General features: G+C 62.5%; 31 protein-coding genes. 14 read left to right on the top strand and 17 right to left on the bottom strand.

Features of this window, described 5'->3' with window-relative positions; translation table 11 throughout:
* Positions 1 to 317: 317 nt before the first annotated feature.
* Positions 318 to 917: a TetR/AcrR family transcriptional regulator gene (locus NKI17_RS24975; RefSeq protein WP_352517833.1), complete on the bottom strand. Its 600-nt coding sequence runs from the start codon at positions 915 to 917 to the stop codon at positions 318 to 320.
* 96 nt (positions 918 to 1,013) lie between these two features.
* Here NKI17_RS24975 and NKI17_RS24970 point away from each other — a divergent pair, with 96 nt between their 5' ends.
* The 3 genes from NKI17_RS24970 to NKI17_RS24960 are packed head-to-tail and all read left to right on the top strand — an operon-like array spanning position 1,014 to position 2,924.
* On the top strand, positions 1,014 to 2,024 hold the full coding sequence (locus NKI17_RS24970) for a zinc-dependent alcohol dehydrogenase family protein (RefSeq protein ID WP_023677599.1): 1,011 nt from the start codon (positions 1,014 to 1,016) through the stop codon (positions 2,022 to 2,024).
* 50 nt (positions 2,025 to 2,074) lie between these two features.
* Positions 2,075 to 2,521 carry an OsmC family protein gene (locus NKI17_RS24965; protein WP_352569755.1) on the top strand — a complete coding sequence of 149 codons (447 nt, stop codon included), beginning with the start codon at positions 2,075 to 2,077 and terminating at the stop codon, positions 2,519 to 2,521.
* Between the two features lie 16 nt (positions 2,522 to 2,537).
* Complete coding sequence (locus NKI17_RS24960; RefSeq protein ID WP_352569753.1) at positions 2,538 to 2,924, top strand: nuclear transport factor 2 family protein; 387 nt, start codon at positions 2,538 to 2,540, stop codon at positions 2,922 to 2,924.
* Between the two features lie 26 nt (positions 2,925 to 2,950).
* Here the strand turns inward: NKI17_RS24960 and NKI17_RS24955 are convergent, their stop codons facing one another.
* Both NKI17_RS24955 and NKI17_RS24950 read right to left on the bottom strand, forming a co-directional pair.
* Positions 2,951 to 3,562 (bottom strand): LysE family translocator, encoded by a 612-nt coding sequence (locus NKI17_RS24955; protein ID WP_352906940.1) that lies wholly within the window; start codon positions 3,560 to 3,562, stop codon positions 2,951 to 2,953.
* A gap of 86 nt (positions 3,563 to 3,648) precedes the next feature.
* Positions 3,649 to 4,140 carry a nuclear transport factor 2 family protein gene (locus NKI17_RS24950; protein WP_352906939.1) on the bottom strand — a complete coding sequence of 164 codons (492 nt, stop codon included), beginning with the start codon at positions 4,138 to 4,140 and terminating at the stop codon, positions 3,649 to 3,651.
* 90 nt (positions 4,141 to 4,230) lie between these two features.
* Here NKI17_RS24950 and NKI17_RS24945 point away from each other — a divergent pair, with 90 nt between their 5' ends.
* Complete coding sequence (locus NKI17_RS24945) at positions 4,231 to 5,160, top strand: AraC family transcriptional regulator (protein WP_084641214.1); 930 nt, start codon at positions 4,231 to 4,233, stop codon at positions 5,158 to 5,160.
* 37 nt (positions 5,161 to 5,197) lie between these two features.
* Here NKI17_RS24945 and NKI17_RS24940 read toward each other — a convergent pair whose 3' ends face one another.
* The 5 genes from NKI17_RS24940 to NKI17_RS24920 all read right to left on the bottom strand — a co-directional run bounded on the left by NKI17_RS24940 (position 5,198) and on the right by NKI17_RS24920 (position 6,941).
* On the bottom strand, positions 5,198 to 5,536 hold the full coding sequence (locus NKI17_RS24940; RefSeq protein WP_352906945.1) for a YkgJ family cysteine cluster protein: 339 nt from the start codon (positions 5,534 to 5,536) through the stop codon (positions 5,198 to 5,200).
* Positions 5,537 to 5,586: 50 nt separating this feature from the next.
* Positions 5,587 to 5,751, bottom strand: coding sequence for a hypothetical protein (locus tag NKI17_RS24935; protein ID WP_023722752.1), 165 nt, complete (start codon positions 5,749 to 5,751; stop codon positions 5,587 to 5,589).
* A gap of 1 nt (position 5,752) precedes the next feature.
* Positions 5,753 to 6,160, bottom strand: coding sequence for a hypothetical protein (locus NKI17_RS24930; protein WP_352649708.1), 408 nt, complete (start codon positions 6,158 to 6,160; stop codon positions 5,753 to 5,755).
* Complete coding sequence (locus NKI17_RS24925) at positions 6,160 to 6,387, bottom strand: hypothetical protein (protein ID WP_352508855.1); 228 nt, start codon at positions 6,385 to 6,387, stop codon at positions 6,160 to 6,162. Before NKI17_RS24925 ends, NKI17_RS24930 begins: the two co-directional genes overlap by 1 nt.
* A 344-nt stretch (positions 6,388 to 6,731) precedes the next feature.
* Positions 6,732 to 6,941 (bottom strand): cold-shock protein, encoded by a 210-nt coding sequence (locus NKI17_RS24920; protein WP_010915421.1) that lies wholly within the window; start codon positions 6,939 to 6,941, stop codon positions 6,732 to 6,734.
* Positions 6,942 to 7,630: 689 nt separating this feature from the next.
* Here NKI17_RS24920 and imm45 point away from each other — a divergent pair.
* Positions 7,631 to 7,972, top strand: a complete 342-nt coding sequence (gene imm45, locus NKI17_RS24915) for an Imm45 family immunity protein (protein WP_352906938.1) — start codon at positions 7,631 to 7,633, stop codon at positions 7,970 to 7,972.
* A gap of 309 nt (positions 7,973 to 8,281) precedes the next feature.
* Here imm45 and NKI17_RS24910 read toward each other — a convergent pair whose 3' ends face one another.
* On the bottom strand, positions 8,282 to 9,073 hold the full coding sequence (locus NKI17_RS24910; RefSeq protein WP_352906937.1) for an SDR family oxidoreductase: 792 nt from the start codon (positions 9,071 to 9,073) through the stop codon (positions 8,282 to 8,284).
* A 66-nt stretch (positions 9,074 to 9,139) separates the two neighbouring features.
* Positions 9,140 to 9,601: a RidA family protein gene (locus tag NKI17_RS24905; RefSeq protein WP_023677611.1), complete on the bottom strand. Its 462-nt coding sequence runs from the start codon at positions 9,599 to 9,601 to the stop codon at positions 9,140 to 9,142.
* Positions 9,602 to 9,697: 96 nt separating this feature from the next.
* Between NKI17_RS24905 and NKI17_RS24900 the strand changes: the two genes are divergently transcribed.
* Positions 9,698 to 10,549 (top strand): LysR family transcriptional regulator, encoded by an 852-nt coding sequence (locus NKI17_RS24900; RefSeq protein ID WP_352906936.1) that lies wholly within the window; start codon positions 9,698 to 9,700, stop codon positions 10,547 to 10,549.
* A gap of 19 nt (positions 10,550 to 10,568) precedes the next feature.
* Here NKI17_RS24900 and NKI17_RS24895 read toward each other — a convergent pair whose 3' ends face one another.
* Complete coding sequence (locus NKI17_RS24895; protein WP_352906935.1) at positions 10,569 to 11,324, bottom strand: SDR family NAD(P)-dependent oxidoreductase; 756 nt, start codon at positions 11,322 to 11,324, stop codon at positions 10,569 to 10,571.
* 83 nt (positions 11,325 to 11,407) lie between these two features.
* Positions 11,408 to 12,076, bottom strand: coding sequence for a glutathione S-transferase family protein (locus NKI17_RS24890; protein WP_352906934.1), 669 nt, complete (start codon positions 12,074 to 12,076; stop codon positions 11,408 to 11,410).
* A gap of 151 nt (positions 12,077 to 12,227) precedes the next feature.
* On the opposite strand from NKI17_RS24890, the gene NKI17_RS24885 reads away from it, so the two are divergent.
* Entirely contained in the window at positions 12,228 to 12,404 is a 177-nt protein-coding gene (locus NKI17_RS24885; protein ID WP_352906933.1) for a CsbD family protein, read from the top strand.
* A gap of 65 nt (positions 12,405 to 12,469) precedes the next feature.
* Here NKI17_RS24885 and NKI17_RS24880 read toward each other — a convergent pair whose 3' ends face one another.
* Positions 12,470 to 13,600, bottom strand: coding sequence for a metallophosphoesterase (locus NKI17_RS24880; protein ID WP_352906932.1), 1,131 nt, complete (start codon positions 13,598 to 13,600; stop codon positions 12,470 to 12,472).
* A 119-nt stretch (positions 13,601 to 13,719) separates the two neighbouring features.
* Between NKI17_RS24880 and NKI17_RS24875 the strand changes: the two genes are divergently transcribed.
* Positions 13,720 to 14,313 carry a hypothetical protein gene (locus tag NKI17_RS24875; protein WP_352906931.1) on the top strand — a complete coding sequence of 198 codons (594 nt, stop codon included), beginning with the start codon at positions 13,720 to 13,722 and terminating at the stop codon, positions 14,311 to 14,313.
* A 49-nt stretch (positions 14,314 to 14,362) separates the two neighbouring features.
* On the opposite strand, the gene NKI17_RS24870 is transcribed toward NKI17_RS24875, so the two are convergent.
* Entirely contained in the window at positions 14,363 to 14,974 is a 612-nt protein-coding gene (locus tag NKI17_RS24870) for a TetR/AcrR family transcriptional regulator (RefSeq protein ID WP_352595764.1), read from the bottom strand.
* 150 nt (positions 14,975 to 15,124) lie between these two features.
* Between NKI17_RS24870 and NKI17_RS24865 the strand changes: the two genes are divergently transcribed.
* The 5 genes from NKI17_RS24865 (at position 15,125) to NKI17_RS24845 (ending at position 19,593) form a co-directional block, all read left to right on the top strand.
* A complete protein-coding gene (locus NKI17_RS24865) occupies positions 15,125 to 15,907 on the top strand; it encodes an NIPSNAP family protein (RefSeq protein ID WP_352645968.1) in 783 nt (260 codons plus the stop codon).
* A 113-nt stretch (positions 15,908 to 16,020) separates the two neighbouring features.
* Positions 16,021 to 16,779, top strand: a complete 759-nt coding sequence (locus NKI17_RS24860) for an SDR family NAD(P)-dependent oxidoreductase (RefSeq protein WP_023677620.1) — start codon at positions 16,021 to 16,023, stop codon at positions 16,777 to 16,779.
* A 264-nt stretch (positions 16,780 to 17,043) separates the two neighbouring features.
* A complete protein-coding gene (fumC, locus tag NKI17_RS24855; RefSeq protein ID WP_352636536.1) occupies positions 17,044 to 18,441 on the top strand; it encodes a class II fumarate hydratase in 1,398 nt (465 codons plus the stop codon).
* Between the two features lie 159 nt (positions 18,442 to 18,600).
* The gene (locus NKI17_RS24850) at positions 18,601 to 19,035 is read left to right on the top strand and encodes a DoxX family protein (protein ID WP_352578283.1); all 435 of its coding nucleotides are present in this window, start codon (positions 18,601 to 18,603) and stop codon (positions 19,033 to 19,035) included.
* 144 nt (positions 19,036 to 19,179) lie between these two features.
* Entirely contained in the window at positions 19,180 to 19,593 is a 414-nt protein-coding gene (locus NKI17_RS24845; RefSeq protein WP_023677623.1) for a DoxX family protein, read from the top strand.
* 14 nt (positions 19,594 to 19,607) lie between these two features.
* Here NKI17_RS24845 and NKI17_RS24840 read toward each other — a convergent pair whose 3' ends face one another.
* Genes NKI17_RS24840 through NKI17_RS24830 form a run of 3 tightly spaced genes read right to left on the bottom strand, consistent with a single transcriptional unit; the run spans position 19,608 to position 24,015 of the window.
* Positions 19,608 to 20,237, bottom strand: a complete 630-nt coding sequence (locus tag NKI17_RS24840) for a hypothetical protein (protein ID WP_352636535.1) — start codon at positions 20,235 to 20,237, stop codon at positions 19,608 to 19,610.
* 44 nt (positions 20,238 to 20,281) lie between these two features.
* Complete coding sequence (gene ppx, locus NKI17_RS24835; protein ID WP_352906930.1) at positions 20,282 to 21,814, bottom strand: exopolyphosphatase; 1,533 nt, start codon at positions 21,812 to 21,814, stop codon at positions 20,282 to 20,284.
* Positions 21,814 to 24,015 carry an RNA degradosome polyphosphate kinase gene (locus NKI17_RS24830; protein WP_352906929.1) on the bottom strand — a complete coding sequence of 734 codons (2,202 nt, stop codon included), beginning with the start codon at positions 24,013 to 24,015 and terminating at the stop codon, positions 21,814 to 21,816. Before NKI17_RS24830 ends, ppx begins: the two co-directional genes overlap by 1 nt.
* Before the next feature lie 149 nt (positions 24,016 to 24,164).
* Here NKI17_RS24830 and NKI17_RS24825 point away from each other — a divergent pair, with 149 nt between their 5' ends.
* The gene (locus NKI17_RS24825) at positions 24,165 to 24,410 is read left to right on the top strand and encodes a zinc-finger domain-containing protein (protein ID WP_023677627.1); all 246 of its coding nucleotides are present in this window, start codon (positions 24,165 to 24,167) and stop codon (positions 24,408 to 24,410) included.
* The last annotated feature ends 3 nt before the right edge of the window (positions 24,411 to 24,413 follow it).

Below are 24,413 nucleotides of genomic sequence, written 5' to 3'. Positions count from 1 at the left end.
CCAGCCAATCTCGCAAGCTTACGGAAAGGGCGGCAGCGATGCCGCCCTTTTTCGTTGATGTGGCGGAGATTGGGAGTGCGTCCCCGTGTAGCGGGTGACGACAGACAGCGAAATCGCAAACCTTCGAGATTGGCTGAACGAACCCTTCGCTTCGTCATCCTAGGGCGGAGCAGGAGCGAAGCGACGTTGCGGAGACCCTAGGATCCATGCCGTTACTTCCAGGCGTCGCGGCGGCGCAGAACATCAATCGTCGAGCTGCAGCCTTGGCCCTTTTGGCGGAACGCCGCGCCGCCTTCGATGCGATGAAGGCATAAACGTCAATGCACCGCGGCAGTGGCACTCTTGGCCGGCAAAGCGCCCTCAATCAGCGCCGCGACCTCATCGGCTACCGCCAGCACCGGGGCACGGTCGTGGGTGGCGCGTGCGATCACCATCAGCCCTTCCAGCGATGATTCGACCAGCAATGCGAGCGCGTGCGCGCGGCGCTCGGGCACCCCTGCCCTGACGAAGGCCGCCCTGAGCAAGCCTATCCATTGCTCGAAGGCGGACCGGCACAACTCGGCCAGTTCCGGCATGTCGATCGGCGAGTCCAACACCACGGGCGCGATCGGGCAACCGAGCGTGAACCGATTGTCTTCCAGCATGCGCGCGACCGACTGGTAGATGTGGTGGACAGCCACCGCCGGGTCCTTTTCGGCAGCGAGCGCGGCGTCCAGCCTCTGCGTCACATCGGCGACGCTGTCGCGCGTCACCTCGATGACCAGCTGATCCTTGCCGCCCGGAAAGTGAAAGTAGAGCGAACCTCTCGGTGCGCCTGAGGCGCTCAAAATATCGTTGAGCGACGTGCCGTGGTAGCCGCGCTGCCTCAGCAGCAGCCCGGTCGTCTCGAGTATGCGGGTGCGGGTGTCGTTCGCCATGTCAACCTCTGTCAGGAGTGAGCATTATAGGCCTTGCCTCGAATATGACAATCGGTCTACATAATATGTAGATCAGTCTACATATGCGAGGGGCAAATGCGCAGTTATCGTCTTGAAGGAACCTGCGGGACCAAGTGCCTGGTGATGCGCGACGAGGCGCAGCCGACGCCGAAGCCGCACGAGATCGTCGTGCGTGTCCGCGCCACCGCGCTCAACCGCCGCGATACGATGATCCTCAACGGCACCTACCCGCTGGCGCCGCGCCAAGGCGTTATCCCGCTGAGCGACGGCGCCGGCGAAGTCGTTGCCGTCGGCGAGGCCGTCACCCGCTTTGCCGTCGGCGACCGCGTCACCGGCAGTTATTTTGCGCGCTGGATCGATGGCCGCATCAATACCGGTCTGATCGACCAGCTTGGCTGCACGCTGGACGGGATGCTGGCCGAATACGCCGTGCTCGACGAGCAATGGGCGGTGCGGCTTCCCGATCATCTCGACTGGCATCAAGCGGCGACACTAACCTGCGCCGGCCTGACCGCCTGGAATGCCGTGACGGCGGCCGAAATGCCGAAGCCCGGCCAATGGGTTCTTGTCATCGGTTCAGGTGGCGTCGCGCTATTTGCGCTGCAATTCGCCAAGCTGCTCGGCTGCCGTGTCGTGGCAGTCAGCTCGCGCAACGAGAAGCTGGACCGGCTGCAGGCGCTGGGCGCCGACCTCGTCGTCTCGACCGCCGACATGCCGGAATGGGGTGCTGCGGTGCGCGAGCAGACCGGCGGCATCGACCTCGTCGTCGAGACCGGCGGCCCGCCGACCTTCGCGCAATCGATGATCGCCTGCGCGCTTTACGGGCGCATCGTGCTTCTCACCATACAGGATGCGAAAGGCGGGACGGTGCAGATCCCCGGCCCGGTCTACCAGCGCAGCCTCGCCACCATCAGCCGCCTGTTCGTCGGCAATCGCACCAATCTCGAAGCCATGCTGCGCGCCATCTCGGTGCATCGGCTTAGGCCTGTCATCGACAAGGTGTTCGCCTTCGACGAGGCCAACGACGCCTACCGCTATTTCCAGCAAGGCGACGTCTTCGGGAAAGTGGTCGTCGACAGCGCCTGACTGGTCCGCCCCAAAATCTGATCGACCCCTCAAATCAAAGGAGAGACACAATGACCATTCGTGAAGCAGAGGCCCAATGGCAGGGATCGTTGAAGGAAGGTTCGGGCCGGCTGAAGCTCGGCAGCGGCGTCTTCGAAGGCGCCTACTCGTTCCCGTCGCGTTTCGAGAACGGTCCCGGCACCAATCCCGAGGAATTGATTGCGGCGGCGCATACCGGCTGCTTCTCGATGGCGCTGAGCGCCGTCCTCGGCCGCGAAGGTTACACTCCCGCGCGCATCCACACGATCGCGAAAGCGCATCTCGGCGCCACCGCGGCCGGACCGACGCTGACCCGTATCGAGCTGGAGACCGAGGCAAGCGTCGCCGGGCTGGCGGCGGGGGAGTTCGAGCGGCTGGCGCAGACGGCCAAGGAGAGCTGCCTCGTGTCGCGGGCGCTGGCCGGCGTCGCAGTGATCACGCTCAAGGCCCGCCTCATCGAAACCGCTACCGATCACTGAAGGGAAGGAATATCCAATGACACAGGAACTCGTCATCGACATCGCCGCAGCCAAACGCTCCGCCGAAACGGCCGAGATCATGCGGCGCTACAACGACGTCTTCCAGCGCCACGACCCGTCGGCGCTCGACGATCTGGTGGCGGAAGATTGCGTGATCGAGAACACCACGCCGGCCCCGGACGGCGCCCGCCGCATCGGCAAGGGCGCCTGCGTCGAACTGTGGTCGGCGATCGCGACCGGACCCGGCACGCGCTTCGACATCGAAGAAACTTTCGTCGCCGGCGACCGGGCGACGATCCGCTGGCGCTACTGGATGGCCGACGGCAATTCGCTGCGCGGCGTCAACCTGATGCGCGTGGCGGACGGGCAGATCGTCGAGGCCATGGGCTACGTGAAGGGTTAGGTTGGCGCTGCCCGCGATCTTCCTGTCTACCGGTCCGCCAGCGCCAGTTTGGCGCCGAGCATGACAAAGGCTCCGGCGAAGGTACGGCGCATCCAGGTCAGCACCTTTGGCCGCGACACGACATGGCTGCGGATCGACGCAGCAAAAATGCCATAGCCGACAAAGACCACGAAGGTGAGCAGCATGAAGATGCTGCTGAGCTCCAGCATTTTCGACAGCGCATGCGGTTCGGTGGTGCTGACGAATTGCGGCAGGAAGGCAAAGAAGAAGATCGACAGCTTCGGATTGAGGATGTTGATGAGGATGCCCGAAGTGATCACTTTGCCGGCCGAGCGCGGCGCGACATTTTCTTCGACGCTCAGGCCGCCCTTCTCCTTCAGCGTGTTCCAGGCCATGTAGAGCAGGTAGGCGACGCCGAGATATTTCAGCGTCTCGAAGGCGACGGCACTGGTATGCAGCAGTGCCGCGAGGCCGGTGATGGCGGCCGCCATGTGCGGAATGATGCCGAGCGTGCAGCCGAAAGCGGCAATGATGCTGGCGCGCGCACCACGCGAAAGCCCGGCGCTCAGCGTATAGAGAACGCCGGTACCGGGCGAAGCCACGACAATCAGCGACCTCAACAAGAATTCGATGCTCACGGATGGTCTCCCGGCGTTGGCCCTGCCGCCGGCAGCGTAATCAGCGAAACGTGCGGGCACAAGCCAGCCTGAGAGCCTATGTGCATTCAGATCATGCTGTTGGCGTGCAGCTTGCTATCGGCGATAGGCTGCCGAACTTCCCAGTGTTCGACCAGCTTGCTGTCCTTCAGCCTGAAAATGTCGACAATGGCTAGGCCCTCCTCCTCCGGTTCGCGTTTTGCGTGCATGTGCACGATGACGAAATCCCCTTCGGCAAAAATCCGCTTCACCTCTCCCTTCACGAGGGGAAATGACTGTTTGAGCTGCTGCAGATAGGCTTTGAAGCCTTCCGCACCATCCGCAATGTTCGGATTGTGTTGGATGTAGCGTTCGCCAAAATGCATCGAAGCAGCTTCGATGTTGCCTTGGTTTACTGCTTTGTGGATGAAGTCCAGGACGATCGCCTTGTTGGTGTCGAGCAAATTATGGGTCTTGGCTGGAACTGGATTTGATGGTTCGTCACGCATGTTTTTGCTCCTTCCCGTGCCTGCTTCTGCCTGTTGTGGACAGGAGCGTCCGCAGGCCGATCTTGCCAACATAATCAGCCACGCTTGTGAGATGGTCGATACGCTATTCGCCTGGATTCTTATCCAATCGTCTAATATCGTCGTCCTATTCATCGTTGGAGGATGGTTCTCATGGACGCCTTGTCCGAAGTTCTTGCTTCGCTGAGATTTGGCAGCGCCATGATCGGCAGCGCGACCCTGCATCGGCCATGGGGTATTTCGGTGGATCCGACAAGGAATGCCGCCATCCACGTCATACAGAACGGCGAATGCTGGCTGCGGTTAGCCGGTGAAAGGGAGCCGATCCGCTTAGGCGAGGGAGATGTCATCCTTGTCGCGAGCGGTATCGGGCATGCCCTTTGCAATCCGGCGGATGCACCGACGGCATCGATATCCGCCGTCCTTTCCGCAAATCGGAGCGGACTGGAACCGAAAAGCGAGAGCGGCGCGACAACTCTTCTTTGTGCGAGATATTCACTCGACGGCGTCGGGCCATATCCGATGGTTTCGCTGCTTCCTCCGCTGATTCATTTGACCCGGAATCAGATCGACACCAGCGAGCCGCTGCGGCTTGCCCTGGAACTTCTGCAGGTCGAAGCGAAAGGCGATCTCGGCGGCCACGACATTGTCGCCCCACGCCTTCTCGACAGCACGTTGATCTTCTTGTTGCGCGCCTGGATCGAACATCAGCCACTCGGAACAGGGGGATGGTTTGGCGCCTTGCGCGACAAAGGCATTGCGCAGGCTTTGCGCCTGATCCACGAGCGGCCGGGCAATCCCTGGACCATCGCTTCCCTTGCCAGCGGCGCAGCACAGTCCCGGGCCACCTTCGCGCGTCGCTTCGCTCAACTGGTAGGACAGCCGCCGCTGTCCTATGTGACCCGGTGGCGGATGAACCTTGCCGCCAAGGCTCTGCGGGAAACGAACCAGAACATTGGCGAGATCGGGCGCGCCGTCGGATATGAATCGGTGCCGTCGTTCTCGCAGGCATTCAAACGATTGACCGGACGATCGCCCGGCCTCTACCGCAGCGACTTTCGCCCATCTGATTGACGAAATTCAAACTGAGACGCCAGCCCGAGGGCCGCCATTACGGCGTCGGCAGTCCGTGAGCCCGGCGCGCCATCAGGCAGTCGTCATCGCCCGGCATGCAGGCGCGGCAGACGTCGGGGCGGATGTCGTAGATGCCGCAGGCGGTTGACTTGCCGACCTCGCCGCACAGTGCCGAACAGCGCGCGCCGTCGCAGCGCATGCCGGCTTCGTCGGCCGCCACGTATTTTTGCGGGATAAGGTCGAGCTGCGCGTCATCCTCGGTGGAGAAGCGCGGCCATCTGGACGAGTAGGCGCAGCAGGCGCCACAGGTCTGGCAATCGAAGGCAACCGGACCGGCGCCCTCTTGTGGCGACGAAAAATCCTCTGCGACCGCCAGAGCAAGCAGCCTTGGCGCAGATTTCCGGCCGGCATTTTGCTGCAAGGGTGCTATTTCTTCTTCGGCTTGCGCGGCGGTGCTTCGGCCGGCGACCTGAACAGATCGGTGCCCGCCTCGGCGGCTTCACCGGTTTTTGGCGCGGCGGCCGGCTTGGCCGGCTTCACGGCGGCAGCAGGCGCTGCCGGCTGGCCCTTGGCGGAAAACTTGATTGCCATATCAATCCTCGTCAGAGAAACGCGATGATGGCGCATTCGGATTGCGAAGGCGGCCGATGAGCGCCGAAACGGCCGTGATGTTCATTTCTTCGGGCGACCAGTTCCTGGCCTCCTCGATGTGCCGGGGCGCTAGCTCGCGATGCGTGCTGCCGCTGTAGGCGGCATCGTGGTAGGTCACGCGCTCGCGGGTCTTGGCGTTTTCCCGGACGTATTCGATCAGATAATTGGGGCATTCGGCGCGGCCGCGCACGCCGAGCCGCACCTGGGCATCGCCGTGGACACGCCTGCAGCGCTCGAGCTTCTCGAGCACGCGCCGGACATATTCGACCGGCTTGTCGAGTTCGCCCACGACATCGGCGATGGTCGAATCGGCGGCGATCGCCTTTTGAGGCACACGTTTGGTGGCCATCAGCGTTTGCCTGCGCGTTTCGGCGAGGCCGCGAGCGCAACCGCCGCCGCCATGTCGTCGGCTTCCTTTTCCAGGCGCAGTTCGCGCAGCCGTGCGGTCTTGGCTTCGCGGGCCTGGCTGACGGCATCCCGTTCGGAATTGATGCGGTCGAGCGACATCGACTGGGTCCGCGTCTTGCTGAAGATGGATTCGGCCTGGTCGCGAGGTTTTTTTGAAGGTTCGGTCAAGGTCTTTCTCCCGGTTCGGAGCGCGCCGCCGAAAAGTGACGAGACTGGTCTTTCGGCCAGGATCCCGCACAAAGCAATACGGCAGCCGGTTTCAAATTGCTGGAACGTCCTTAGCACGTCCGGGCCGTCGAGCAGCGCTCTTTCGGCGGTCGAAGCGCAAAAATGAAAAAGGCCAGGCACCGCCTGACCTTCCATAAGAGCGCCCGCGCCTCCCGACAGACGCGCAAGGAAACGTTCTTCTCATGCGCATGAGCGGGGACTTAACATCCCCGCGATCATGCGCTGGAATTTGCCATTCACCGGTGCCAGTACATCCGTGGTCACCGGTGAGGCTTAATTCCGTTTTAGGCCGCCTTCAACTGGTCGGCGGACATCTTGCCCGACTTGTTGTCGCGGACCATCTCGTAGCCAAGCTTCTGGCCCTCGACGATGTCGCGCATTCCGGCGCGCTCGACGGCTGAGATGTGGACGAAAACGTCGGCAGAACCGTCGTCAGGCTGAATAAAACCAAAACCTTTGGTGGCGTTGAACCATTTAACTGTGCCTGTGCTCATAACGAACCCTTTCCATGGCAAATATTCGTTCGCCGTCATGCGGATGCACAACAACGTTTGTCTCGATTTTGATGGGGGAAGTTCGCCAAAGGCGCGCCTAAGCACGCGGATAACAAAAGTCGGTCAAACAAATATCGACAAAATTCTTATAGACTTCTTTGCGCGTTGTGTCAATTTTTTTGATTTGTCGGTGGTGTCTCAGCTTGAAATTTGACGCCTCTCTTGTCGCGTTGCGATGCTCTGTCCTATACGCTCGCCGTATGAGTGAGCAACCAGACGAAACGAACGACCTTGTGAATTCGCTCCTGCGACAGGCGGCGGAAGCGCGGGTAACTGCGGCAACTGCTATGATCCGCGCTCTGACAATGGGTGACCCGGAAATATGGGAACCAACGCCTGAGAAGATCGCCGAATATAAAGCGGAGCTAGCTGAGGCAGAAGCCGAGTTGGCAGACTTGAACAATGCCGACCGGACCTAAAGGCCAGAAGCGCCCGGCCGACGTGATCGGCAATGCAGTCTGCATCAACTTCATTCACATTTATAACACGCGGAAGACGTCGCCAGCCATGGCGGCAGTCCGAGGCGCTCCGGTCAATGGCCGATCTTTGCGAGAAGATGGACGCCGTTGCGCCGAAGCCGGGTCGCGCGGGCCCATACAAGAAGAACACCGGCGAAGTCTAGGGGCAGGATGCTGACTTGGACCACTCTTAATTCACTGGGGGAAAACGATCTCCTCTACCGTGGCGCGGTGTTCCGCTTCCGCGCTCGAACTCCAGTAGAGGAAATCCGAGAGTACATGCTGTTTGAAACGTCTGAGGCATCAGGTCTGGGTCTTGTACGGTGCAGCGGCTATGACGCAGGTCACGTGCTCGTCTACCTGCCAGAAGAAGCGAAGGCAGAAGGGGCGAGGGCAATATCGCCCAAGTGGCTCGCCTCGCATTGGCTCGAATGGATCGGTCATTCTATTCCAAGCCAAGTTTGGGTATCCAAAGAGGCGCAAGAGTCGCCGGAGCGGCTGCCAGACGAGTGATGCCCTTTGACATGTCGGGCAGCCTTCCGCCCAATCCTGAAAATTCAAACTGAGACACTACCGATTTGTCACACTCGCAGAGGGCGCCGCGACTGCCTGTGCAGGCACATCGGCAGCGAAAGCCGGGCGAGCCGCAAAAAACCACTTAGCCGGGAACCATTTTGGCACCGCGGGCATTCTTTCGGTGTCGAAAGCCGTTCTTGAAAGAGCGATCTTGAGAGAGGCGGACGACAAACAGGACGCCCCCCGCGCAGATAAAAGGCACGAGGGGCGTTCCTGTGTGATGCGAGCATTCGCGCCGCCTGCCCCTCACAGCATGCCGCGGCTGAGCCCACCATCCACCGGCAAAGCCACGCCGGTGATATAGGCGGCGTCGTCGCTGGCCAGGAATGCGGCAACCGCGCCGAATTCGGCGGGGGTCCCGTAGCGCTTTGCCGGGATTTCGGCCTGACTCTCGGCGGCGATCACAGCAGCGTCCACACCCCTGTCGGCGGCGTCCATCGCGTCGAACTGTTTCGTCCGGTCCGTCGCAAAACGGCCAGGCAGCAACAGGTTGACGGTGACGCCGTCCGCCGCCACTTCGCCGGCCAGGGTCTTGGCCCAGCCGGCAAGCGACGCACGCAACGCATTCGAAGCGGTGAGGCCGGGGATCGGCTCGCGGACGGACGTGGAGGAAACGGCGATGATGCGCCCCCAGCGCCGCGACCGCATGCCTGGCAGGAAAGAAATGGCGATGCGCATCTGGCTTAGCACCATGCTGGTGAACTGCTTCTCCCAGACGCTCGCATCGAAGACGCTGGCCGCGAAGGGCGGCGGGCCGCCGCCATTGAGCAGGACGATGTCGATCCGCTGATGCTCGCCCTCGATGGCACGGATCAGCCGGGAGACGCTGTCGTTATCGGAAAGATCGGCGCTGAAGGTCGAGCAGACGGGGCCGGCGGACTCGATCGCGCGCCGCGCCGCATCCAGGGTCTCCTCCCCTCGTCCGACCAGGATGATCTCGGCGCCTTTCGCCGCGAGCACTTCGGCGACGCCGAAACCGAGGCCCTTGCCTCCTCCGAGAACCAGCGCCTTCCGCCCCTCAAGATTTGTATTTATCAAGCCAAGCCCCCTCTGGTTTCACTGCGCACTCCCGGATAAGCCCTGAGTGCATGCTTTGGGCGTGCATCAGCGGACATGCACAATGGCGTCGGCTTCGACCGGAACATTGGCCGGCAAGCCGGCCATGCCGAGCGAGCAGCGGGCATGCTCGCCACGCTCGCCAAAAACATGGAGCAGAAATTCGGATGCTCCGTTGCCGACCTCCGAATAGGCCGCAAAGCCGGCCGCCGCGTTCACATAGACGGTCAGCTTGGCGAATTTCACGACGCGGTCGAGATTGCCGTCCAATTCCTTGTCCAGCCAATAGACGATGTTGGCCGCGCAGAGCCGGGCGGCGTTCCGCGCCGCGGCCAGATCGATCTCTGCGCCGACCTGGCCGATCGCGGCGATCTCCTGCCCGATCTCGGGGATCTGACCGGAGACATAGACGATGTCGGCGACCCGAACCGTCGGCGAGAACGGCAAAGCGGGCCGCTCGAGTGACGGCCAGGCGACACCTAGCTCCTCAAATCTTCTTCTGTAGGACAAGGTGGCTGCTCCTGTTTTCGTTGGACGAGCGGACCTTGAATTCAGATCGGGCTTTCAGGTAGCCTGATAGTGCTGACACAGCTATCAGGAATTCTTATGACTGGAGATATCGACGTCAGGCTGCTGCGCGCCTTCGTCACCGTGGCCGATACGGGAACGGTGAGCCGGGCGGCCGATCGGCTTGCCCGCACCCAGGCGGCGGTGAGCATGCAGCTTCAGCGCCTCGAGGGTGAAGTCGGCGCCGAGCTGCTGCGCCGTTCGCCGCGCGGCGTGACGCTGACCGAGGCCGGCGAGATCCTGCTCGCCTTCGCCCGCAAGGCCATCGCGATCGGCGACGATGCCAGGCGCGAGATTGAAGGCCGCAGGCTGGTCGGCCGTGTCCGACTGGGCATCGTCGAGGATTTGGCGGTGACACGGCTGCCGTTGATCATCGCCGACTTCCGCCGCCGGTATCCTTCCGTGGAGATCGAGCTGACATCAGCCAGCAGCACCGATCTCAGCAAGTCGCTGGGCGAAGGAAAATGCGACATCGTCATGGCTGATCCGGCGCGCTTCACAAAGGCGCCGCGAGGCCATCTGTCACGACAGCTGGTCTGGGCGGCAAGCCGCATGATCGAGATCGATGACGAGGTTGAGCTTCCGCTGATCATCTTCGAAGGCGCCTGCTCCTGGCAGGACAGGATGCTGGCTTCGCTCGCCGAGGCCGGGATCGGCTGGAAGATCGGCTGCCGCGTGTCGACCTTCGCGACACTGAACTCGGCGCTGAGGGCCGGGCTTGGCATCGGCCTTCTGCTGCAGGAAGGACTGCCGCCCGACTGCCAAAGCCTCAACGGACGCTTCAACCTGCCGCCGGCGCCGACAGCGGATTTCGGCGTCTATCTCGCGAGGGACCCGTCCCGGCTGGTCGAGGAGTGTGGCGATTTCCTGCGGGCGGGTTTCGAGACGTAGCGAAAAGATCTGACGTCATTCACCGCTCCTGGTCGGTCGGGCGGATGACAATCTCGTTGACGTTGACGTGTGCCGGCTGGCTCACGGCGTAGAGAATGGCCGCGGCGATGTCCTCGGCGGTCAGCGCCTCCATGGCGGCGAGCCGCTGGTCGAGCCCGGCCTTCGCCGCCGGGTTGGTGACATGGTCGCCGAGTTCGGTGCGCGCAAGGCCAGGCTCGATGACGGTGACGCGAACCTTGTCGGCGTAGACTTCGCGGCGCAGCGATTCGGAAAAGCCGACGACACCGAACTTGGTTGCCGCGTAGCCGCTGGCGCCCGGATTGGCGACACGGCCGGCGACCGACGAGACATTGACGATGTGACCCTTGGCGGCCCTCAGATGCGGCAGCGCCGCTTTGGTGACGCCCATCAGCGCCAGCAGGTTGAGCTCGACCATGCGGCGCCAGTCGTCGAGTTCGGCATCGGCGGCCGGCGACAGAAGCATGACACCTGCATTGTTGACGAGGATGTCGAGGCGGCCCCATTCGGCGACAACCTTGTCGACCATGGCGGTGACATCGTCGTTGCTGGTGACGTCAGCCTCGATGCGGAGCGCAGCGCCGCCGGCCTCTTCGATACGCGCGGCCAGCGCTTCGAGACGATCGGCGCGGCGTGCGGCAATCGCCACCTTGGCCCCGGCGGCTGCGAGTGCCACAGCCGTTGCCTCGCCGATGCCCGAGGAGGCGCCGGTGACGAGTGCGACCTTGCCGGCCAGTGCGGAAGAAACAGATGTCATTGTGAAGTCTCCAAGGCCCCAGCCCGATCTTCAGATAGGCCGCGGGCCGCGAAGTGGAAGACCAGTTTGCCGGTTGCTCGGCTCTATTCGTCTGGGCCGGGCTCCGGCCAAGGCTCTTTCGCCGCCTCGGCATACCAGTGGCGCATCGCCGGCATCGAAAGCACGGCGTCGACATAGGCGCGGGTATCGGTTGCCAGCGTGCCGCCATAGGTGTCGAAGCGGGTGACGACCGGCGCATACATGGCGTCGGCCGCGGTGAAATGGCCAAACAGGAACGGGCCGCCTTTGCCGTATTTTTCGCGGCATTCGCGCCATAGCCCTTCGATGCGCGCCCGTTGTGCCTCACCTTCGGCGTCGAGCGGCTTGTGGCCTTTTGGCCGGCGCAAATTCATCGGCCAGCCATAGCGGACCTCGCGAAAGCCGGAATGCATCTCTGTCGCCGCCGAGCGGGCCAGCGCGCGGGCGCCGATGTCGGCCGGCCAGAGTTTTTTCCCGGGAAACAGCTCGGCGAGATATTCAAGGATGGCAAGGGTTTCCCAGACGATCCGGACCTCGCCATTCGGCAGCCGATGGTTCAGCACCGGCACCTGGCCGGTCGGCGATATCCTGGCCAGATTGGCCGCGGTCTCGGGCGTGCGCAGGCGCACAAAACCCTCCTCGAACGGGATCTTCAGATGCTTCATCGCCAGCCATGGCCTCAGTGACCACGACGAAAAGCACTTGTTGCCGATGAAGAGCGTGAATTCAGCCATTGTCCCTCCGGCCCCTGTCTGTTCGGGCGTCCTGGTGCACCCTATCCTGTCGGCTTCGCGGCCGGAAGCTATCCCAATCGACGGGCAGAACCCGGAACCTAAGCGATCGGCAACCGTTTCCCTGGGCAAACGGTTCAGGAGATGCGCCACGGTGAACAAGGATCAGGTGGCAGGCGTCGCCAAGCAAGCCAAGGGCTCGGTCAAGCAGACCGCCGGCAAGGCCACCGGCAACAGGCGGACCGAGGCCGAAGGCGACGTCAACAAGGCCACCGGCAAGATCCAGAAGGCTTACGGCGACGTGAAGGGCAAGGTGAAGAAGGCGCTTTGACGCCGGCCCTTCGCAAACCAGGAAAAAGGCGGTTCGGCCGCCTTTTTTGCGCCGTCTCTTACCCGTCAGAAAGTCAGGCTTTTGCTGTACGCATTGGTGAAGGTGACCTCGCCATGACCTCCGGCGGCTTCGCCCAGCACCACATCCATGCTGTTTCCCGTCACCCGCGCCAACGCAAAGCCGCCCATGAAGGCGGCCTTCGGCTTGAATAAATCGAGCCCGTCGCGGCGGTAGATTATCGGCGTCGCGTGCTGGTGGCCATGGAAGATGCCGACGATGTTGTAACCCTTCAGCACAGCCAGCAGCGCCTGCCTGTCGGCTTCGCTCCACCAGTGGGGCGGACCCTTGCCGCCGTCGTCGAAGGTTTTCTCGGCGGCGTCCCATCTTTCGATCGAAAAAGTATCCCAGCCATAATGCTGGAACAGGATGACCGGGCGGCCGTCGCCGGCATAAGTCGCCAGGTCCTGCTTCAGCCATGGCAGGCTGCTGACGGCGCCATGGCCGGTATCGCCGGCGAAACGGTGCGTCTGGACAAGATGCAGGCCGCCCCAATCCCATGAATAGCAATCGGTCGCGACATCGTAGTCGGTCGCCGGCGCAGGCGGCTTGAAGAACACGCCGGGGCGGTGGTTGACCTCGACGTAGTCGCGCATTTCGCGGCGGTACCAGTCGACATGCGAGCGCGGGCCGTTCTGGTCGAGGTCGTGGTTGCCGAGGCCGACATAGACCGGCATGTGCACGCGGTCGGGGCCGACGCCTTGCTGGTAGCGCTGGCTGAACTGAAGCAGTTGCGTGCCCTCGCTGGGCTGGGTGATCTGGCCGCCGCCATCATCGGTGATGTCGCCGCCAACGACGAGGCCGAGCGGCGTGCCGATTTTGCCCGTCGAGCGCAGGGCGGTGGCAACGCCATCGATTTCAGCCGGCCATTGCCTGTCGCCGACGCCGTTGAGTGCGGCGACGTTGCGCAGCAAGGCAGCGTCGGTCTTGCCCTCCTGCTCGCAATGCGGGCTCAATCCGTTCGCCGTGCGGCAGGCATGGACATCAGCGATAAACAAGAAGGTGGCGTCGATCGGCGGGATACGCTGGCCGGTCTGGCCAAAGGCCGGGCGCGAAACGGCGCCGGCCGCGGCAACGGCCGCTGCCTTCATCAGGAACCTGCGCCGGGAAACCGGCCGGGCGGAAATACGATGCATCATGTGCTAAAATTCAGCACGACGCGGACCGGCAGTCCAGTTGCTCGCAAAGTGTGTCGACACGTTCTCCCAGGTCTGGCATTGCTTTCGGCATTCAACTTGCGCGGGCAGAGGAGGACGCCATGAAAGCTACATCCATCGGCATGGCAATGGCGATTCTGGCGGTGACGAGCGCAGCGCATGGCGCCGGGTGCATCGACGCCAAATCGGCCAAGGCCGGCTTCATTCTCGAAAGGGCTGGCATCCACAGCGAATTTCGTCCGGCGGCGGGCGGAATGGTTGCCGTGGCCAACAAATACCAGTCGCAATCGCCGCAGTCGCAGTACCTGTTCGGCGGGCTGATCGAGGTGTTTCGCGACAGCAGCACGGGGCAGCTGGCGATGATCCCGTTTTCCGATCTCAGGAAGGTGTTCCCGCTGAAGGCGGGTGCCAAGAGCAAGATCGTATTTGCCCGTCTCGCACCGAACAAGCCGCCGAAGGGCACCGAGACGCTGGAGATCAACATCAAGGGCAAGGAGACGTTCAGCCTGGGTGATTGCAAATACTCCGTGCTCGCGGTCAAGCAGACGATCAGGAGCGAGGCCGGCGAGATGCGGGACGAGTTTACCGCGCTTTACGCACCCGACCTGCAGGCAGTTGTGGCCAGGCGCTATGACGAGGGCACCAGTGCCGAAAGCGTGGTCGGCTACGAGCTGATCAAGCCGCTGCCGAATTAAGAGCTCGGCCTCCCCGCCTCGGTCATAGTGAGCGACTGTCCTGCCGGCGTCAGAGGGCTCTGTGCAGTATCCTGCTACGTCGCCTCGTTCCTGCCTTGGACGACATAACTCCCTGCTCCAACGCCATCAGGCAGTCACGCAGCACGCTCGCGTCCTGTGCTGTCTTGGCCATCGACATGGCGCCCGAATAGCTGGCGACGGCGAGCGCTGCGAAGCGCTGCGGATCGGTGCCCAGCTCCCGGCCCGCCTGCTGGTCGGCGCTGATCTTGTCGGCGATCGCCTGACGCCAGGTCGAAAAAATGCCGGCAAGGGCAATGCGGAAATCCGGATCGGCAAGCGACAGTTCATGCGCCAGGTTGTTGAGCGGGCAGCCGCGCACGAAACCCTGCTGCTCCAGCTCCGCCGCGACGGCCGCGAACACGGAGCGCACGCCCTCGCGCGCTGAGGGAGCCATCCGCATCGGCGCGATCCAAGTCTCTTCTACGGCGGCGGCGACCCGCTCCTCGATCACTGCGAGCGCCAGCGCCTTCTTGGTTGGGAAATGGTGGTGCAGCGCGCCGCCGGTGACGCCCGCCGTCGCCATCAGGTCGCCCATGCTGGATGCATGATAGCCGCGTGCCTGAAACGCCTCCTCGGCGACATCGAGCACCTTTTTGCGCATGCCTTCGGGGTCGTTGGTGCGTTTTTGAGCCCGCGACCTTGGGCGAGCGGATATCTCTGCTGACATCTTCACACGATAGCAGATTGACAAAACAGGACAATCGGTCTGTTTTGTAAAACAGGATGACTGTCCTGTTTTGGAGCTCGCGCGATGAACCTGCCTTTGAACGCCATACCTAATCCCGATCTGCTCGCCTCGCCCGTCGTCGAACTCAGGCAATACACGCTGAAACCCGGCCGGCGCGAGACACTGATCGGCATCTTCGACAATCAGCTGATCGAGGGCCAGGAAACCGCGGGGATGACCATCATCGGCCAGTTCCGCGATCTCGACCGGCCGGATATGTTCGTCTGGCTGCGCGGCTTTGACGGTATGGAAGCGCGGAAAAACGCTCTGACCGCCTTCTATGACGGGCCGGTCTGGGCTGCCTGGCGCGACGCCGCCAACGCCACGATGATCTCATCCGACGACGTGCTGCTGCTGAAGCCGGCCTGGCCAGGCGCCGGCCTAGACCTCTCGGGATTGCAACGATTACCCCAGGCAGACCTCGAAAAACCGAGCGCAGGCAGTGATTTGCAGGCAATTGTTGTCATCAGGATTCATCAATTGCAACCGGGCCTGGAAGCCCGTTTCGCCAATGACTTCCAGACCGCGGCCCTTCCGGTGCTCGCCGCATTTGGCGCGTCGCCGCTCGCCGCCTTCGTTACCGAGCATGCCGAAAACAGCTTTCCGCGGTTGCCGGTGCGGGCCAGCGAAAACGTCTTCATCAGCATCACCGGTTTCGCCAGCGCCGATGCACATGCCCGCCACGAGGCAGCCTTGGCTGCCTCCCCGGAGTGGCAAGTGTTCGAGCAGAGCGTCCAGTCACGTATGGCCAAGCCGACTGAGACTTTGCGGCTGTCGCCAACCTCACAATCGCTGCTTGGGCGGTGAGACGAGGCGAAGTTTCATACGGTGGGATAGGCAGGCGACTTGACCCCGAGTGCCGGCGGCGCTGCTCTGGGGTTCATGCCGCCGGCGGAAGCGGCAGTGCGCGGGAGTGTTGGATGAGACTAGGCGGCAAACGGGCACTGGTCACCGGCGGCTCGGACGGGATCGGGCTGGCAATCGCCGAGGCGTTTTTGCGCGAAGGCGCGGACGTGCTGATCGTCGGCCGCGACGGCAAAAAACTCGACGCCGCCCGCAAGCAGCTCGGGGATAATGTCGAAGCGCTTTCGGCCGACCTGTCGGCCAGCGCCGGCATCGATGCCGTGGTCGAGCATGCCAGGCGCGGCCCACCTGTCGATATCCTCGTCAACAATGCCGGCGTGGCGTTCCTTGTGCCGTTCGAAACCGTCAGCGAGGATCAGTTCCAGCAGTCCTTCGCACTCAACGTCACGGCGGTATTCTTCCTCACCCAGCGGCTGTTGCCGCATCTCGCGCCGGGCGCGGCCTCGGTGATCAACATCTCGTCCTATTTCGCGCATAAGATGATCCCGAAGCGGCCGTCCAGCCTCTATTCGCTGTCGAAGGGCGCGCTCAATTCGCTGACCAAGTCGCTCGCCTTCGAGCTCGGGCCGCGCGGCATAAGAGTCAACGCCATCGCGCCCGGCACGGTCGACACAGCGATGCGGCGCAGGTCGATCGAAAACCTGCCTGAGGCCGCGCAAGCCGAGCTCAAGGCCTATGTCGAGCGCAGCTACCCGCTCGGCCGCATCGGCCGAACCGGCGACCTTGCCGGCATCGCCGTCTATCTCGCCAGCGACGAAGCGGCATGGACCAGCGGCGGAATCTTCGCCGTGGATGGAGGATACACGGCGGGGTGAGGTTGCGATCTCCCCCCTCGAGGGGGAGATGGCCGGCAGGCCAGAGGGGGTCGTCTCGCGTGGAACACCAGCCTGTTCCGTCCGCTATGGGAGTTGCGTCAAAACCTACCGACCCCCTCTGTCGCCTTCGGCGACATCTCCCCCTCAAGTGGGGAGATTGCCAGCACCTTCAACCGATTTGCATTCCCGTTACCGGCAATCTCCGCTTGAAGGCATTTGTGCAACGCGATACGCCGTTTGCAAATTGCAAACCGGAGAGACTTCGTGAGCGCGCCAGAGACCAGAACCGAAACCGACACGTTCGGTCCCATCGAGGTCGCCGCCGACCGTTACTGGGGCGCGCAGGCGCAGCGTTCGCTGGCCAATTTCAAGATCGGCTGGGAAAAGCAGCCGGCCTCGATCGTGCGGGCGCTGGGCATCGTCAAGCGGGCGGCAGCGGAGGCCAATATGGAGCTGAAGCGGCTCGATCCGGCGATCGGCAAGGCCATTATCGAGGCCTCCCAGGAGGTCATCGACGGCAAGCTCAACGAGCATTTCCCGCTGGTCGTCTGGCAGACCGGTTCGGGCACGCAGTCCAACATGAACGCCAATGAGGTGATCTCCAACCGGGCGATCCAGCTTTTGGGCGGCGTCATGGGGTCGAAGAAGCCGGTGCATCCCAACGACCACGTCAATATGAGCCAGTCGTCGAACGACACCTATCCGACTGCAATGCACATCGCCTGCGCCGAGCGCATCATCCACGACCTGCTGCCGGCGCTAAGACATTTGCATGCGGCACTCGAGGCCAAGACCAAGGCTTTCGCCCATATTGTGAAGATCGGCCGCACCCATACACAGGACGCGACGCCGCTGACGCTTGGCCAGGAATTCTCGGGCTATGCGGCTCAGGTCGCCTCGTCGATCAAGCGCATCGAGATGACCCTGCCCGGCCTGCAGGAATTGGCACAGGGCGGCACCGCGGTCGGCACCGGCCTCAACGCGCCGGTCGGCTTTGCCGAAAAGGTGGCGTCGCGCATCGCCGCAATCACCGGCATCGATTTCGTCACCGCGCCGAACAAGTTCGAGGCGCTCGCCGCCCATGATTCCATGGTCTTCTCGCACGGCGCCATCAATGCCTGCGCGGCGGCGCTGTTCAAGATCGCCAACGACATCCGCCTGCTCGGCTCCGGCCCGCGTTCGGGCCTCGGCGAATTGTCGCTGCCGGAAAACGAACCGGGCTCGTCGATCATGCCGGGCAAGGTCAATCCGACACAATGCGAGGCCATGACGCAGGTTTGCGTGCAGGTGTTCGGTAACAATGCGGCGATCAGCTTCGCCGGCAGCCAGGGCCATTTCGAACTCAACGTCTACAATCCGCTGATGGCCTATTGTTTCCTGCAATCGGTACAGCTGCTGGCCGACGCTTCCGTGTCGTTCACTGACAATTGCGTCGTCGGCATCGAGGCCCGCGAAGACAACATCAAGGCAGCGCTCGACCGTTCGCTGATGCTGGTGACGGCGCTGGCGCCGACGATCGGCTATGACAACGCCGCCAAGATCGCCAAGGCGGCGCACAAGAACGGCACAACGCTGCGCGAGGAAGCGCTGGCCACCGGGCTGGTCAGTGAAGCCGATTATGAGCGGCTGGTGCGGCCGGAGGACATGACGCATCCGGGCTAGGGTGCTGAAATGCCTGGATCTCAACACCTATGTTGATCGCGAAAACGTTACTTTGGTGAACAATCCGTAACCAATCTGACGTCTTTGGTGAACAGTCGGCCTGCGCTAACTAGACGGGTATCCCAAGTCGTTTGGCCAAACCCTTCTGGAGAGTTACGCATGTCCACCAACACGTCCACCAACACTTCGTTTGCCGGTTCCGGCACCGCCTCCGGCGCCTCGGGCACGATCCTGCTCGGCCGCATCCTGCTTTCGGTCATCTTCCTGCTTTCCGGCTTCGGCAAGCTGACGGCGATTGCCGGCACGGCCGGCTATTTCGGCAGCCTCGGCCTGCCGCTGCCGATGGTGACCGCCATTGTCGTCGGCCTGATCGAACTGCTTGGCGGCCTCGCCATCCTCGTCGGCTTCCAGACCCGGATCGTCGGCTGGGTGATGGCGATCTTCACCGTTGCCACCGCATTGGTCGCCCACACCGGCTGGGCCGATCAGATGCAGATGATCAATTTCCTGAAGAACGTCGCGATTGCCGGCGGCTTCCTCGTGCTGGCCTCCTCGGGCCCAGGCGCCTATTCGATCGACGCCAAGCGCGGCTGAAGCAGTCCAGCATTGCTTGGACAAAAGGGGTGCGGAATTTTCCGCGCCCCTTTTTCGTTGTCGGTTTGTGCCCTTCGGTCCGCTGACGGAAAACCTGCTAAGATCGGGCGCCAGGCCAAGCGGCCGTCGACAACGGAGGTGAAGATGCCCCGCAATGCGCTGCTTCTGCTTTCCCGATTGCTGCTCGCCGCACTTTTCGTTCCGTCCGGCTTCCACGCGCTTACTGACGTTGCCGGCACATCAGGCTATTTTGCCGGCCTCGGCCTGCCGCTGCCAACGCTCGTAGCCTGGGCGACGGGCCTGTTCGAGCTGATCGCCGGACTGCTCATCCTCGTCGGCCTCAAGACGCCGATCGTGGCGCTCCTGCTTGCCGCGTTCTGCATCGCGGCGGGCTTCATCGGCCACTATGGCCAGGGTGGCGACGATCCGACGCTGACCTTCATGCATTCACAGATGCTGATGAAGGACATCGCCATATCAGGCGGTTTTCTGGCGCTGGCAATGGCCGGCGCCGGCGCCTATTCGTTCGATGGCCGGGCGTTTGGGACCCGCGCCTGAGCAAGTCACCCGGTTTATTTGGTGTCCAGAAAAACAAATTTTGCGAGACGGCTTACATTGACAGGCACCGACGCTAGGGCGCTGTAGTAGCCCATCCGCCCAACGCCGATGTACAGACAAAGCTGCTGTTTTTCTACCGCTGCAGCCACCCACTCCGATCCGAAGTCGTTTGGGTCCCAAACGTAGTTTCGAAGGTTGCTGTCTATGGCGACATATACATAACCATCTGATTGAATCAGTTCTTTTCTCTTGAGATACGGCAACAGATCGACTCGACCAAAAATGGGCTTGATCGATCCGCCAATGGTCTGAGCCCTGTCGGAAAGAGCTTGGTCAATACCTCCTGAACATGGCTCGAGCCTTGAAAACAAATCGCTCTTCGACAGCGATTTCATAAATTTGAGAACGTCCGTGCTTGGCTTGAATACAAAGTAATTTATGCGCTCCCCGTTCTGGGGTGTTGTCAACATCCTATGAAAATTGAACGGCATTCTGACGCCCATCCCTTTGGGATAATGTCGATCCAGATCGAACGTCCCCTTGGCCACGACGGACAGCGTGTAAAGCGTCTGGCCACTGGCGGTGCCCGCGAAGACGACGAAGATCGCTGCAACCAACAGCTGAAGAACCTGCCTGGATCTCATGGTCTTCCCCCTTCCTAAACTGTCACGTGCGACGACGCAGGCGCCTATTTCACAGAAACGCTTGGCCCGCCCTCGACTGCCAGCACCAGCCGGCGATTGGTGACCCTTGCCAGCTGTGCCAGCCGGCCGGCCGGCCGCTCGCCGTAAAGATCGGCCAGCGCTGCCGGCAGCACCAGCGCCAGCACGCCACTGCCGCGGTTTTCCCATTTCAGCCGTGGCATGACGCCCGGCATTGCCGCGGTCAGCAAATAGACGACGCGCAGCAGCGCCGCCAGCACGCGGGCGCGCTCGAGATAGCGCGGTGTCGCCAGTCCGCGGATTTCCGGAGCGGCTTCATTGAACACGCCCTCGTGGCGAAACAGGCTGACAAGCGCCAGGAAGGCGCGGCCGGGATGATCGACGCCGATGAACGAGGCGTGGGCGATGATGTTGAGCGATTGCTTGCCGCGATATTCGGGATGGGCACGCCAGCCGATATCGGCGAGCAGGCAGGCGGCGTGGCGGTAGCGCGCCTCATCCCTGGTCTCGTCGATGCCGAAGGCGGCGAACGCCTTGCCGGTCCACTCGACAAGCTCATGCGCGTGGTCGACCGAGCGCGAGCGCAGGCGGGCAAGCTCTTCGGCCGCCGAGATCAGCGGATCGGCCTTCTGCTCGGCCTTGTCGAGCAGCGAGTAGAGAAAGCCCTCGCGCACGCCCAGCGCCGAGACGATGATCTTCGACGGCTGCATCGCCGCCATGATCTCCTGCAGCACGATGGCGCCATAGGGCAGCAGCGAGCGGCGGTTCTTGGAAATGCCCTCGATGCCCTTGATCTTATCGATCTCTGCTTTCGCGACCTGCCGGAGGAAGTTCGCGGCGCTTTCGATGCCGATCTCGTAATGATGCATGACGCCGAGCGGGTAGTTGGTCATTTCCATGTGCAGTCGGGCGAGGTTTCGCCAGGTGCCGCCAACCGTGTAGAAGGCCCTGCCCTGCCCGGCTTTCAGCAATTTCGCCCGCGCCAGTTGCTCGCGCGTGATCTTTGCCGCCTGGGTCAGCGAGTTCTTCGCCATGTCCTGCAGGCGCAGGCCGCCCAACGGCAGCGTGATGCCGTCACCGATCGTCTCACCGTCGATGTCGATCAGTTCGAGGCTGCCGCCGCCAAGATCGCCGGCGATGCCGTTGGCCGGATGGAAACCGGAGATGACGCCGAGCGCCGAATAATGGGCTTCCTCGCGGCCGCTCAGCACCTGGATCTCGGTCTTGAGCACATCCTCGGCGCGGTGGATGAAGTCGGGGCCGTTGACGGCCTCGCGAGCGGCGGCGGTCGCCAGCACATATATGCGCTCGGCGCCGGCCTGGTCGGAGAGCGCGCGGAAGCGGCGGAACTCTTCCATCGAGCGCGTCACCGCCTCGGGATCGAGTTTTCCGGTCGAAACGATGCCGCGGCCGAGGCCGGCCAGCATCTTTTCGTTGAACAGCAAGGTCGGCGAACGCGCCAGCCCCTCATAGATGACAAGACGGATCGAGTTCGATCCGATATCGATGATGGACAGCGGTCGGCGGTCCTGAAGCCGGCCCTGGGACGCTGAAATCATCAGCCCGTCGCTGCGTTCTGTTTCTTGCGGCGCTTGAACTGCGCGATGCGCTTGGGCGCATGCGACTTCAACGCATCGCCCCGTCCGGACAGGCTCGGATTGGTCATGAAATATTCCTGCGCGTTGAACGGTTCCTCGCCCTCCTCCAGCACAACGCGCCGGGAGGTTCCGTCAGCCAATACGTCGAAACTTTGCTGGTTGTCCATGATGTTGCCGAGCATGATCTGGCCGAGCACCTGTTCGTGCACAGTTGGATTGGTGATCGGCACCATGGTCTCGACACGGCGGTCGAGATTGCGCGGCATCAGATCGGCCGAGGAGATGTAGACGATCGCCCCGTCCGATGGCAGGCCGTGGCCGTTGCCGAAGCAATAGATGCGGCTGTGCTCGAGGAAACGGCCGACGATCGACTTCACCCTAATGTTCTCCGATAGGCCGGGCACCTGCGGCCTCAGGCAGCAGATGCCGCGCACGACGAGATCGATCTCGACGCCGGCGCGGCTGGCATCGTAGAGCGCGTCAATGACGATCGGGTCGACCAAGGCGTTCATCTTCATCCAGATGCGGGCCGGCCTGCCCTCCAGCGCGTGGCTGATCTCATCGGAAATGTGCTTGAGGATGCGGTCGCGCAACGTGAACGGCGATATGGCCAGCCGCATCTGCTCGGCCGGCTCGGCATAGCCGGTGATGAAGTTGAACAGCTGGGCGACATCGCGCGCGATCGTCGGGGCGGTGGTGAAGAAGGACAGGTCGGTGTAGATGCGCGCGGTGACCGGGTGGTAGTTGCCGGTGCCGAGATGCACGTAATTGCGCAGCCTGCCATCCTCGCGGCGCACGACCAGCGACATTTTCGAATGGGTCTTCAGTTCGAGGAAGCCGAAGACGACCTGGACGCCGGCTCGCTCGAGGTCGCGGGCCCAGCGGATGTTGGCTTCTTCGTCGAAACGCGCCTTGAGCTCGACCAGCGCGGTCACCGACTTGCCGGCCTCGGCGGCGTCGACCAAAGCGCGTACGATCGGGCTGTCGTTGGAGGTGCGATAGAGCGTCTGCTTGATCGCTACCACTTCCGGATCGGCCATCGCCTGACGCAGGAACTGCACCACCACGTCGAAGGATTCGTAGGGGTGGTGGACGATGATGTCCTTCTCGCGGATCGCCGCAAAACAATCGCCGCCATGCTCGCGGATGCGCTCGGGAAAACGCGGGTTATAGGGCGTGAACTTCAGATCGTCGCGGGCGACGGCGACGATCTCCGAAATCTGGCTGAGCGCCAGCGGACCGGTGAGCACGCTGATCCGGCTTGCCGAGACACCAAGCTCGCCGGCGACGAAGTCGCGCAACTCGGGCGGCATCAGCCTGTCGAACTCGATCCGGATGACCGAACCGCGGCGGCGGCGCTTCAGCGCCGTCTCGAACAGGCGCACCAGATCCTCTGATTCTTCCTCGACCTCGATATCGCTATCGCGGATGATGCGGAACGTGCCGGAGCCCTTGACCTCATAGCCTGGGAACAGCTTGCCGATATAAAGACCGACCGCCTCCTCGAGCGGGATGAAGCGGACATGGCGCTTGCGATCCGGCAAACGGATGAAGCGCCTCAGCGCCACCGGCAGGCGCAGAAGCGCGCTCATTTCCTCGCCGTTCTTGCGATGGCGCAATTGCAGCGCCATCGAGAAACCGAGATTGGGAATGAACGGGAACGGATGCGCCGGATCGATCGACAACGGTGTCAGCACCGGAAATACCTGCTCCTGGAAATGGTCCTCCAGCCAGGCCTTCTCGTCCTTGCTCAGCGCCTCGCGAGTGATGCTTTCAATGCCTTCCTTGTCGAGGAGCAGCATCAGCGCCGAAAGGCTGTTCTGCTGGTCCTCCTGCAGGCGCTCGACCTCGCGTAGCAATTGTTCAAGCTGCTGCTCGGGCGTGCGTCCGTCCGGGCTCTTCAGCACGATGCCCTCGCGCACCTGGCCGGCAAGACCCGCAACGCGGACCATGAAGAACTCGTCGAGGTTGGCGGCCGATATCGACAGGAAGCGAACACGCTCGAGCAGCGGATGATTGGCGTTCAGCGACTCTTCGAGCACGCGCCGGTTGAATTGCAGCCAGGAAAACTCGCGGTTGACGAAGCGGTCGGGATTGCCGCCTTCGCGGCTCGCCGCCTCGACGGTGATGAATTCGTTCTGCACCGGCTTCAGTTCGTTCATGGTTTCCGCTCTTCCCACACCGTTCGACGACCATAGCCTTAACCGGCTTAACTTATCCTCTGACAGGCTTTTGCGACAGTTTCATTTCATCGATCTTGCAAAGAGACGGGTTATGATCCAGATGCAATCGACAAGATCAGGAGACGACGATGGCAGGCGGTTCCATTCCCCATTTCCAGAACGATGCGGGCTATCCGGCAATCGACATCGGCGTCAAGGAATTCATGTGCACCGGCGCCAATCCGCCTTTCGACCACCCCCATGTATTTCTCGATATGGGCGACGACAATGAAAAGGTCTGCCCCTATTGCTCGACGCTCTATCGCTATTCGCCGAAGCTGAAGGCGTTGGAAACGCAGCCGCCGGGCTGCCTCTATCTCGACCAGGCCGCCTGATTC

It is taken from the genome of Mesorhizobium sp. M0816 (genome assembly GCF_040320005.1).
Taxonomy (GTDB): Bacteria; Pseudomonadota; Alphaproteobacteria; order Rhizobiales; family Rhizobiaceae; genus Mesorhizobium.
Note: the sequence above shows the minus strand (reverse complement) of the source record. Positions and strands in the feature narration are given on the sequence as shown.